Source organism: Dokdonella sp., from assembly GCF_019634815.1.
Classification (GTDB): Bacteria; Pseudomonadota; Gammaproteobacteria; order Xanthomonadales; family Rhodanobacteraceae; genus Dokdonella_A.
The window spans coordinates 1-11033 of record NZ_JAHCAP010000041.1 but is presented as its reverse complement, the minus strand read 5'-3'; the positions used below and the strand labels follow the sequence as shown (position 1 = coordinate 11033).

Sequence of the window (11033 nt, the reverse complement as noted above, 5' to 3'; positions counted from 1 at the left end):
TGTTCGACGTCAAGCACGCACTGCCGCTCCAGGCGGTCGACGATCGGCTGTAGGTGCACTCGCGACGCGGACAACCTTGCCTGTGCCACCGACGCCGGTATTGCCCTAATTTGCGTATCCGCCCACCCGTGGCATGCTCACAGTGCGTGCCACGAAGGCCGTCTTGTTTACCCAAGGAGGAAATCCATGATCCGATCCCTGCATACCCTTGCCCTGGCCGTAGCGCTCGCCGTGGGCGCTCCGGCGCTGGCGCTGGCCGCTCCGCCCGATGGCGCGGCGGTCAAGACCGCCCTTGCTCCTGCTGCGGACGCGCCCGCGCCGTGGGAGGCTTTTGGCGTGCCCGCGCCCATCGTGTTCGGTGACTACATCGCGGTGCCCGGTGGCGATTCCACCACCCTGGGCGCCATGAGCATCGACGTGACGCCCGACTCGCGCGGCACGGTCGGCGGGGCGATCTATTTCTACGACGACGCCGGCAAGATGGTCGTCCATGCCCTGGGCGGCACCTTCACCTACAACAGCGAGGATGCCCTGCGTACCACCGGCATCATCGCAGACGTTCCGCTGACGACCTTTGAAATGAGCGGCGGCCCCTGCCGGGGCTGCGCCCCGCACGATCGCGTCACCACCCCGACCAACGATGTCACCCGCTTTGCCTGGACCGGCCCGCGTACCGGCATCCTCACCGTCAACGGCGTGACGCAGAAGATGGTGCACGCCATGTCCGGCCCGCCCCTGGTGGCCGAGGCCGACCTGTCGGGCGACTGGCTCATGGTGATGAAGTTTGAATCCAACCACCCCCCTATGGCCCACCGCGAAAGCGTGGTCAATGTGCGCCTGACGCCCTCGAGCCGCGCCTATGGCGTGATGGTGGACCCGATCTATGGCTACACCATACCCGTCACGCCCCCGCCCGCGGGCTCGCGCCAGTACGACATCAGCTGCGCCCCGGTCGCAAGCGATCCCTGGTGCGGCCTGCGCTTTTTCAGCTGGTGGCCCGACGACAAGATCCGCAAGGATCTGCGCTGGATGGCGTGGTTCGAGCCCGACACCGGCGTGGGCCATATCATGGCCTACCTCAGCGCTTCCAACGGCTCGGCGTCCGTGATCCGGCACGTGGGCACGCGGCTGTTCGTCGCGGGCGAGCGCATGGTGGGCTTGATGATGGACAACTTCACCGATTTTGACTGGTATGAAGCGTCACCGCGCCAGCGCGGCACCTACATCTTCACGCGCCCTGGGCGGATTCCCTTCAATGGCGATTGGCGCAAGATCGCCTGCAGCGTGCAGACCAATTCCTATTCCGACTGCAACCACGGCAGTTGAACCATCGGCGGCGAGGCGCCCTGCGCGCCTCGCCTACGGGGTCGAGGCCGGGAAGTCCGGCTCCCAGCGATAGCTGCAGCACACGCCGAGCTGGCTGTACTGGCTCCCGTACTGCACCTGCGGGGCCGCCATGCCCGCAACCGGCCAGGTGCGTGTCTCGCAGGTATCGGCCGCCCAGGTGATGTTGTTCATGTTGATGTTGCCGATGACCCTGGAATCGCGGCACTCGTAGCCGGGAACGCTTTGGGCACAGTAGTTGCCAATGCTACCGCTCCCGTTGCGATCGTACCCCCACTGCGTGATCCAGCCGTTGGTGAGCATGCCGCCGGCCGGGATCGGCGTCATGATCGCGCCGCCACAGGTGCTCACCGGGCCGGCCCACTCATAATGATCGCCGGCGGCCCTGATGGGCCGGTCCAGCGGCGGCACGTTGCCGTAGGCGTCGATCGAAAACGGGCACACGCCCCGCTGCCACTGCTGCTGGTTTGGCACGCTCTCGCACAGCCCAAAGCTTCCGTTGGAGTAGCGCGTGCATTGGCGCGTGGCATAGGTGCAGCCGCTGTAGACCTTGCGCCGGATCTGGTCGGCTTCCACGGGCGTCGGGCCGCCGTCGGGATCGAGATCCTTGAAGTTGACGAAGGCCACCGGCGCGGCCTGGGTGAAGCCGGCCGTGAAGTACGCGGTGAGATCCTTGGTGAAGGCCCCGCCCGTGCCCTGCGCGGTGCGCGTTCCGGCGGGGATCAGGCCGGTCACGGTCTGGTAGTTCTGGTTGGTCTGCGCGGCGATGTCGCGCTTGAGGCCGGTGCCCGTCACTTGGCGATGCCCAAGAACACCGCCAGGCAACGCTCGACCTCGACCATTGCATCCGCATCGAGGTGGCCGACGACTGGCCCCAACTTGTCGCGCTTCACCGTCATGGCCTTGTCCACCATCACCTGGGAAGGCTTCTGCAAGCCATTCTCTGCACTCGGTTTGAGAGTGACGCGGAGCAAGGGCGCGGCAACAGGCGTGCTGGTGATGGGGAGCACCGTCATGCTCGCATTCTCGCTGAACTGGTTGGCCTGAATAACCAACGCGGGCCGTGGCTTGCCTAAGTCCCCTTGCACGGCGATCGTCACGAGATCGCCGCGCATCATTCCGTCCAGCCCCCCACGTCTGCCAAGGCTGCATCCATGAACTGCTGCATGGCGGTGTCGGCGCTGTCTGCCTGGGCCACAAGTATGGATTGGCGGCGACATTCCTCCGCGAAGTCCGGCCGGCGCGTATCCGGCACCCAGATTTGCACCGGGCGCAGTCCTGCCATGCGCAGCGCGGCGCGGTGCTTTTGGACGCGTGCATTGACGTGCGAGGCGCTCATGTGTGCGACCCTCTTGTGTGGTTACATGCAACACGATACGCGGCAATTCCGTTACATGCAACGAAAAGCCCGCCACCATGAATCGAACCAGGGCATGTCGATCATCGACCGATGCGCAGCCACGCCCGGCACTCGGGCAGCGATGCGGGGCGGGTGTATGCGAATAGCCGCGCTCGAACACGAGCGCGACGAGTCGGAGTCTCACTGTCCACCCATCATCGTGATTCCGTGTTCCTCATCGATCTCGTGCGGGTGGCCCAGCCGCGCAGCTACGCCGTGGTGACCGCACCACCGGACGGCATTCCTGCTTATGGTTCGGTCGCGCCGCCGCCGCGCGCGCGGCTGCATGACGCGAGCTGCACGGCGACCACCACGGCGTCGATCACGTCGACCCTTGCCATCCGGGATGGATCGCACGGGTATGCGCGCGGCGAGCAGGCGCTGCTGGAGCTGCCCTCGGCGATCGTGCCGGAGGAACGCATCGTGCTCATCCATGCCGCGCACGCGGATACCGCCACGCTGCGCGCACGCATCGTGCGGCAATTCCATTACGGCTCGGTGCTGCGCAGCTGAAGCCCGGCAGGGCGCGCGGCCGAAGCCTTAAACTGCACGCACGAACCCGACCTGCGATTTCCCATGCGCGTACTCGTCACCGGCGCCGCCGGCTTCATCGGCTCGACCCTCGCCCACCGCCTGCTCGAGCGCGGCGACGAGGTGCTGGGCTATGACAACCTCAACGACTACTACGATCCATCGCTCAAGCAGGCGCGGCTGGATCGCTTGGCGCCGCACAAGGCGTTTTCCTTCGTGCAGGCCGCGCTCGAGGATCGCCCCGCGCTGGAACGCGCCTTCGCCGACTTCCAGCCGCAGCGTGTGGTCAACCTCGCCGCCCAGGCCGGCGTGCGCTACTCGCTGACCAATCCGCATGCCTACGTGGATTCGAACCTGGTCGGCTTCGTCAACCTGCTCGAGGCTTGTCGCCACGGCAAGGTCGAGCACCTCGTCTATGCCTCATCGAGTTCGGTCTACGGTGCCAACCGCAAGCTGCCGTTCTCGGTGCGCGATGCGGTCGATCATCCGGTGAGCCTGTATGCGGCGACCAAGAAAGCCAATGAATTGATGGCGCATACCTACAGCCATCTGTATCGCCTGCCGACGACGGGCCTGCGCTTCTTCACTGTCTACGGTCCGTGGGGCCGCCCCGACATGGCGCTGTTCCTGTTCACGCGCAAGATCCTCGCCGGCGAGCCGATCGAGGTGTTCAATCACGGCAAGCATTCGCGTGATTTCACCTACATCGACGACATCGTCGAGGGCGTGGTACGCACGCTCGACCATGTCGCTGCGCCCAATCCTGACTTCGATCCGCTGGCGCCCGACCCGGGCAGTTCCTCGGCGCCCTACCGTCTTTACAACATCGGCAACGATCGTCCGATCGAGCTGGCGCGCTACATCGAATTGCTCGAAGCGAAACTCGGCCGCAGCGCGCAGAAAATCCTGCTGCCGATGCAGCCGGGCGACGTGCCTGACACCTGGGCCGATGTCGCCGAACTGAGCCATGACACCGGCTATGCACCCTCGACGCCGGTCGAAGTCGGCATCGAGCGCTTCGTCGACTGGTACCGCGCCTACTTTCACTCCTGAGATCGTGCTGGAAACCCGCCGGAAAGACGCGCACGCCACCATCGCCGGCCTCGGTCGCGGTGCGCGGCCTTCCGCTTTCCAAGGTGTCTGCGAATGTGTGGCATTGTCGCCGCGACTGCGCGGCGTGACGTGGTTCCGGCGCTGTTCGCCGGTCTCAAGGCGCTCGAATACCGCGGCTACGATTCGGCCGGGATCTGCGTGCTCGAGAACGACGCACTGGTGCGGATTCGTGCGGCTGGCAAGGTGTGCGAACTCGAAACACTGTATGCACACGCCCCGCTCGAAGGCAGCTCGGGCATTGCGCACACGCGCTGGGCCACGCATGGCGAGCCCAACACCGCCAACGCCCATCCGCACGTCTCCAGCGAACGCATCGCGGTCGTGCACAACGGCATCATCGAGAACCACGCCACGCTGCGAGCGGAGCTCACTGCGCGTGGCTACGTGTTCACCTCGCAGACCGACACCGAAGTCATCGCCCATCTCGTCGATGCCGCGATCGGCGATGGCGCGAACCTGCGCGAAGCGGTGATCGCGGCGACCGCGCGCCTGCACGGCGCCTACGCGATCGCGGTGATGAGCCGCGACGAGCCCGGCTGCATCGTCGGCGCGCGGCGCGGCAGCCCGCTCGTGCTCGGCATCGGCGAAGGCGAGCACTTTCTCGGTTCCGATGTGCAGGCGCTGATCCGCCAGACCAATCGCGTGGTCTATCTCGAAGAGGGCGATGTCGCGCAGATCGCCTGCGATGGCTACGCGATCTTCGATGCCGACGGCGCGACCGTGCAGCGCAGCGAACGCACCAGCGACCTCAGCGCCGATGCGGTCGAGCGCGGCGAGTATCGGCACTACATGCTCAAGGAAATCTTCGAGCAGCCGCGCGCGCTGGCCGATACGCTCGAAGGCCGCATCGCCGATGGTCGCGTGCTGCCCAACATCTTCGGCGTCGATGCCGACCAGCTGCTGGGCAAGGTGCGCCACGTGCAGATCGTCGCCTGCGGCACGAGTTTCCATGCCGGCCTGGTCGCTCGCTACTGGCTCGAAGGCATCGCCGGCATTTCCTGCAACGTCGAAGTCGCCAGCGAATACCGCTATCGCCGCAGCGTGGTGCCGGAAGGCACGCTGTTCCTCGCGGTATCGCAGTCGGGCGAAACCGCCGACACGCTCGCGGCGCTGCGTGATGGCCGCGCGCGCGGGTACCTCGGCTCGATGGCGATCTGCAACGTGCCCGAATCGAGCCTGGTGCGCGAGTCCGACCTCGTGCTGATGACCCGCGCCGGCCCCGAGATCGGCGTTGCCTCGACCAAGGCCTTCACCACCCAGCTCGCCGCGCTCGCGCTGCTCACGATCGAGCTCGCGCGCCTCAATGGCATCGGCTCGGCGCGCTGCACCGAGTTGGTGGCGGAGCTGGCGAGCCTGCCGCGCGTGGTCGGCGAAATCCTCGAACTGGAGACCGCGATCGCCTCGCTCTCGCATCGCTTCGTGACCAAGCACCATGCACTGTTCCTTGGTCGCGGCGTGCACTATCCGATCGCGCTCGAAGGCGCGCTCAAGCTCAAGGAAATCTCCTACATCCACGCCGAGGCCTATCCGGCCGGCGAACTCAAGCACGGCCCGCTCGCGCTGGTCGATGCCGACATGCCGGTGGTCGCGGTCGCGCCCAACAATGCGCTGTTTGAAAAGCTCGCTTCCAACCTCGAAGAAGTCCGCGCACGCGGCGGCGAGCTGTTCGTGTTCGCCGACACCGATGCGCCCGTGGTGCAGAGTGATGGACGCGGCGCCGTGATCAAGGTCGCCTCGGGCGGCAGCTTCATCGCGCCGATCGTGTTCACCGTGCCACTGCAGATCCTCGCCTACCACGTCGCAGTGTTGCGCGGCACCGATGTCGACCAGCCGCGCAACCTCGCCAAGAGCGTGACGGTGGAATAGCGCGGGTACGAGCGAATGGTTGGATCAACCGGGTTTTGGTTGGTCCAACTCCGAGTGTCAGTCACGGCCATAAACCTCCCGCTGCGCGTCGCAGCAGGGTCCGAGGACAGCGCACGGCTTCCGGTCACAGGCCGGGTGAGTGGGTTTGTGAAAGTTCCGACATCTGGATCCGAGCCGCCCGAGAGGCTGAAGGAGCGTTGCCTCGATAGTGGGTGTTTTGATTCGGCGTCCTTGCCAAAATGGCCGCATGAGCCAACTCCAGACCATCGAAGCCATCGAAAAGCGCCTGTGGAGCGCCGCCGACCTGTTGCGCGCCAACTCCGGCCTGGCCAGCAACGAGTACTTCATGCCGGTCATGGGCTTGATCTTCCTGCGCCATGCCTACAGCCGTTTTCTTGCAGTCAAGCCGGGCATCGAAGCGGGCCTGCCCAGCCGCGGCGGCAAGACCCGCGCACTGAGCAAGGAAGATTTCGGCCAGCAAGGCGCGATCTACCTGCGACCGGAAGCCCAGTTCGACCACCTGGTGAGCATGCCGGATTCGGCCGACCGCGCCGCCGCGATCATCAACGCGATGGACGGCATCGAAGCCGACTACGACGCCCTGCACGGCGTGCTGCCCAAGGCCGAGTACCACAAGATCGCCAACGCCGACCTGGGCGAACTGCTGCGCAAGCTCAACCCGGAGGAACTGAAGACCGCCCACGGCGACATCTTCGGCCGCATCTACGAATACTTCCTCACCCAGTTCGCCGACCAGGGCGCGCACGACGGCGGCGAGTTCTTCACCCCGATCTCCCTGGTGCAGATGATTGCGGGCCTGATCGAGCCGGCGCGCGGCAGCGTGCTGGACCCGGCTTGTGGTTCCGGCGGCATGTTCGTGCAGAGCGCCAACCTGGTGGAGCGCAACCACGGTGACCCCAGCAAGGCGCTGACCTTCTACGGCATGGAGAAGAACGCCACCACCATCAAGCTGGCGCAGATGAACCTGGCCGTGCACGGCTTGCAGGGCAACATCATGGAGGCGATCAGCTATTACACCGACCCGCATGAACTGCTGGGCAAGGCCGACTACGTGATGGCCAACCCGCCGTTCAATGTGGACGAGGTGGATGCGGAAAAGGTCCGCAAGGACCCGCGCCTGCCGTTCGGCCTGCCCGGCGTGAACAAGGCCGGCAAGGTCAGCAACGGCAACTACCTGTGGATCAGCTATTTCTACAGCTACCTGTCGGCACGCGGCCGCGCCGGCTTCGTGATGTCCTCGCAGGCCAGCAGCGCCGGGCGCGAGGAAGCCAAGGTGCGCCAGAAGCTGGTGGAAACCGGGCATGTGGACGTGATGGTCGCCATTCGCGGCAATTTCTTCTACACCCGCACCGTGCCCTGCGAGCTGTGGTTCTTCGACAAGGGTAAGGAGGCGCGCTTCGGCAATGCCTTGAATGGCATTGCCGGCGACTCCGCACGCACGGCCAAGGATGGCCGGGCCGGGGCTTCGACGAAGCCGGAGAGTCGCGCCATGGATGGCCGCCTGGTACGCGGAACGGATACCGTGCTGATGCTGGATGCGCGCAACGTCTATCGCAAGGTCACGCGCAAGATCTACGACTTCAGCCCCGAGCAATTGGCCAACCTGACCAGCATCGTCTGGCTGTACCGTGGCCAGACGGATCGCTTCCTCGCGCTGGTGGGCCAGCATCTGTCCAATGCCGTGGCCGAAGCGCAGGCCAGCCTCGCACCGCTGCACGATTACCTCACGCAGGCGCGCGCGCTGGCCGAGACCGTGGGCCGGCTTGCCGATGGCAATGGCAGCCCGGAAGCCGAGCCCGCCAAACGCGCCCTTGCCGAGGCGCTGACCACCTTCGATGGCGATGTGGCCGCCTACGCCAAGGCCGTGCATCAGCAGGCGGACAACCCCATCGCCGCAGATGCCAACAACACCGCCCTGCACCAGGCCCGCGAACGCCTGGCGCCGCTGGCCGAGCGCAGCCGCGACCTGATCAAAACCGCCGATCATCTGCACAAACTGGCCGGCCACGCGCTGGAGGCCTTGGCTCTGCTCCCCTCGCCCACCGGGAGAGGGGCCGGGGGTGAGGGCACGACTCCCCGCGAACTCAACCGCCTGCGCAAGGCGACCGACGAAGCCCGCAAGGCGGCGGTGGAAGCATTGAAGCCGGTGCGCTATATCCACCGGCAGGCGCTATGGCTGCAGGAACGCTTCCCCGAGGCCGAACTGCGCGACGTGCCGGGGTTGGTGAAACTGGTCAGCCGCGCCGAGATCGAGGCCAACGACTGGTCGCTGACGCCGGGCCGCTACGTGGGCGTGGCGCCGGAGGAGGTGGACGAGGATTTCGACTTCGAGGCGGCGCTGAAAGACATCCACGTCGAACTGAGCGATCTGAACGCCGAGGCTGTCGAACTGGCCGCGAAGATCGCCCGCAACTTCGAGGAGTTGGGGGCGTGAGCGACCAACCGAGTAGTGCTTCCGAGTTCATTCTCTACCGCACCGAGGACGGGCGTACCCGCATCCAATGTCGGTTCGAGAACGAAACCCTGTGGCTGACCCAACTGCAACTGGCCGACTTGTTCCAGACCAGCAAGCAGAACATCGCCAAGCACCTGAAAGCCATCCTCGCCGAGGGGGAGCTTGACCCGGATGCAGTTGTCAACTTTTGGTTGACAACTGCCGCTGACGGCAAGGAATACCGGGTCTTGCACTACAGCCTGTCGGCAATCCTGGCCGTGGGCTACCGGGTGCGCAGCGCGCGCGGCACCCAGTTCCGCCAGTGGGCGACCGAGCGCCTGGGAGAATACCTGCTCAAGGGTTTCACCATGGACGACGAGCGGTTGAAAAACCCGCCCGTCGCCGGCAATGGCGTGCCCGACCACTTCGATGAGCTGCTCGCCCGTATCCGCGACATCCGCGCCAGCGAGCGGCGCATGTACCTGCGGGTGCGCGAAATCTTCGCCATGGCGGCGGACTACGCGCCCAGCCAAAAGGACAGCACGCAGTTCTTCCGCATCATCCAGAACAAGCTGCACTTCGCCGCCACCGGCAAGACGGCGGCGGAAATCATCAGCCAACGCGCCAACCATGCCAGCGAAAACATGGGCCTGACCACTTGGAAGAGTGGCAGCGTGCAGAAGGCGGACGTGGGTATCGCCAAGAACTACCTGCGCGAGGACGAGATCGACGAACTCAACCGCATCGTGGTGATGTGGCTGGACTACGCCGAAGACCAAGCCCGGCGGCGCAAACAAGTGTTCCTGAAAGACTGGGCGGACAAGCTGGACGAGTTCCTGCATTTCAACGAGCGCAAGGTGTTGGATGGTGGCGGCAAGGTCAGCCATGCCGATGCGAAGGCGCACGCGGAAGCCGTGCCGGCGGATTTTGCCGTCTTGAACGGCGCGTGGATGCCTTCGATGGCCGAAGACGTGGCAATCGTCACCCGTGCGGTCTGCGCACGCTTGGCGGGGGTGGACAAGTGCGGATTGCTGCGGGACAGGGTGGTCATGAGCGGATGGTATCAGGGGTTCAACTTCGAGGAGTCGGGGGCGTGAGTGCGTTTGTTGGCCCGATTAAAGATGTATGCATCGGCATATATGACGGCCCGCACGCCACGCCGAAAGAATCTAGTGACGGGCCAGTATTCCTTGGCATCAAGAATGTGACGTTGGAGGGACGATTAGATCTTACGGAGATTCGGCATGTATCGGAGCAAGAGTTCCCGCTTTGGACAAAGCGAGTCATACCGCGAAAGGACGATATCGTCTTCTCATACGAGGCGACGTTGCACCTCTACGCGATAATCCCGGACGGATTCCGCGGCTGCCTTGGGCGACGCATGGCGCTGGTGCGTCCGGATACGGCGAAGGTTGTGCCGCGATTCCTGCATTACTACTTCCTGTCACCAAGCTGGAAGGCGCAGATGCTTGCCAACGTAATGACAGGCGCGACGGTTGATCGCATACCCATTGCAAGGTTCCCTACCTTTGAGGTTCGGATTCCTCATCTCGCCGAGCAACAACGCATCGCCGACACGCTCTCCGCCTACGACGACCTCATCGAAAACAACCGCCGCCGCATCAAGCTGCTGGAAGACGCCGCCCGCCTGCTGTACCGCGAATGGTTCGTGCACCTGCGCTTCCCCGGCCACGAGCACGTCAAGATCGTGGATGGCGTGCCGGAGGGGTGGGAGCGGAAAGTCGTGCCCGATTTGATTGCGATCAACCCCACGGAAAGAATCGAGCGCGGCAGAGAGGTGTGGTATGTCCCGATGGCGGCGCTATCGGAAACGGGAATGACCGTTGATCGAGGCGACTTCGAGCGACGCACAGTGCACACCGCCGTGAAGTTCCGGGCCAATGACGTACTGCTCGCACGGATCACGCCCTGTCTGGAGAACGGGAAAACGGGCCTCGTCTGTTTCCTCGATGAAGGAGACGTAGCTTGTGGCTCGACCGAATTCATTGTGTTGCGTGGAACTTCGGTCAGTCCCTACTTCGTTTACTGCTTGGCGCGCACCTATGATTTTCGCGAACACGCTATCAAAAGCATGATTGGATCGTCAGGCCGGCAACGGGTTCAGGCCGGTTGCTTCGACGAATATGTGGTCGCTTTGCCGCCATCGTCGGTGTTGCGCGAGTTCGATGATTCGGTAGCGCCCATGTTCCAACAGATCGCGGTGCTCGATCAGCAAAACGAAAAACTCCGCCAGGCCCGCAACCTCCTGCTCCCCCGCCTGATGCGCGGCGACCTCGCGGTGTAAACCAGGTCACAACCTGCCGG

The 11033-nt window shown here is 64.7% G+C and carries 10 protein-coding genes; 7 read left to right on the top strand and 3 right to left on the bottom strand.

Going from position 1 to position 11033, the window contains the following annotated elements:
• The coding region (locus tag KF759_RS13870) for a hypothetical protein (protein WP_291226438.1) at window positions 1-1326 on the top strand (1326 nt) is incomplete at its 5' end.
• A gap of 33 nt (window positions 1327-1359) precedes the next feature.
• Here the strand turns inward: KF759_RS13870 and KF759_RS13865 are convergent.
• The 3 genes from KF759_RS13865 to KF759_RS13855 are packed head-to-tail and all read right to left on the bottom strand — an operon-like array spanning window position 1360 to window position 2683.
• Window positions 1360-2139, bottom strand: a complete 780-nt coding sequence (locus tag KF759_RS13865; protein ID WP_291226437.1) for a hypothetical protein — start codon at window positions 2137-2139, stop codon at window positions 1360-1362.
• Window positions 2136-2462 (bottom strand): type II toxin-antitoxin system PemK/MazF family toxin, encoded by a 327-nt coding sequence (locus KF759_RS13860; protein WP_291226436.1) that lies wholly within the window; start codon window positions 2460-2462, stop codon window positions 2136-2138. Before KF759_RS13860 ends, KF759_RS13865 begins: the two co-directional genes overlap by 4 nt.
• Window positions 2459-2683: an antitoxin MazE family protein gene (locus KF759_RS13855; protein WP_291226435.1), complete on the bottom strand. Its 225-nt coding sequence runs from the start codon at window positions 2681-2683 to the stop codon at window positions 2459-2461. Before KF759_RS13855 ends, KF759_RS13860 begins: the two co-directional genes overlap by 4 nt.
• Before the next feature lie 228 nt (window positions 2684-2911).
• On the opposite strand from KF759_RS13855, the gene KF759_RS13850 reads away from it, so the two are divergent.
• The 6 genes from KF759_RS13850 (at window position 2912) to KF759_RS13825 (ending at window position 11013) form a co-directional block, all read left to right on the top strand.
• Window positions 2912-3256, top strand: a complete 345-nt coding sequence (locus tag KF759_RS13850; protein WP_291226434.1) for a hypothetical protein — start codon at window positions 2912-2914, stop codon at window positions 3254-3256.
• Between the two features lie 63 nt (window positions 3257-3319).
• Complete coding sequence (locus KF759_RS13845) at window positions 3320-4327, top strand: NAD-dependent epimerase (RefSeq protein WP_291226433.1); 1008 nt, start codon at window positions 3320-3322, stop codon at window positions 4325-4327.
• A gap of 93 nt (window positions 4328-4420) precedes the next feature.
• Window positions 4421-6253: a glutamine--fructose-6-phosphate transaminase (isomerizing) gene (gene glmS / locus KF759_RS13840; RefSeq protein ID WP_291226432.1), complete on the top strand. Its 1833-nt coding sequence runs from the start codon at window positions 4421-4423 to the stop codon at window positions 6251-6253.
• 208 nt (window positions 6254-6461) lie between these two features.
• Entirely contained in the window at window positions 6462-8708 is a 2247-nt protein-coding gene (locus KF759_RS13835) for an N-6 DNA methylase (protein WP_291226431.1), read from the top strand.
• Window positions 8705-9805, top strand: a complete 1101-nt coding sequence (locus KF759_RS13830; protein ID WP_291226430.1) for a virulence RhuM family protein — start codon at window positions 8705-8707, stop codon at window positions 9803-9805. Before KF759_RS13835 ends, KF759_RS13830 begins: the two co-directional genes overlap by 4 nt.
• Window positions 9802-11013, top strand: coding sequence for a restriction endonuclease subunit S (locus tag KF759_RS13825; RefSeq protein ID WP_291226429.1), 1212 nt, complete (start codon window positions 9802-9804; stop codon window positions 11011-11013). Before KF759_RS13830 ends, KF759_RS13825 begins: the two co-directional genes overlap by 4 nt.
• Window positions 11014-11033 lie beyond the last annotated feature (20 nt).

What these genes read in the sequence shown, in the direction of transcription:
- KF759_RS13860 (WP_291226436.1), bottom strand. Translation starts at nt 2,462, where the DNA reads ATGATGCGCGGCGATCTCGTGACGATCGCCGTGCAAGGGGACTTAGGC.
- KF759_RS13855 (WP_291226435.1), bottom strand. Translation starts at nt 2,683, where the DNA reads ATGAGCGCCTCGCACGTCAATGCACGCGTCCAAAAGCACCGCGCCGCG.
- KF759_RS13845 (WP_291226433.1), top strand. Translation starts at nt 3,320, where the DNA reads ATGCGCGTACTCGTCACCGGCGCCGCCGGCTTCATCGGCTCGACCCTC.
- glmS (WP_291226432.1), top strand. Translation starts at nt 4,421, where the DNA reads ATGTGTGGCATTGTCGCCGCGACTGCGCGGCGTGACGTGGTTCCGGCG.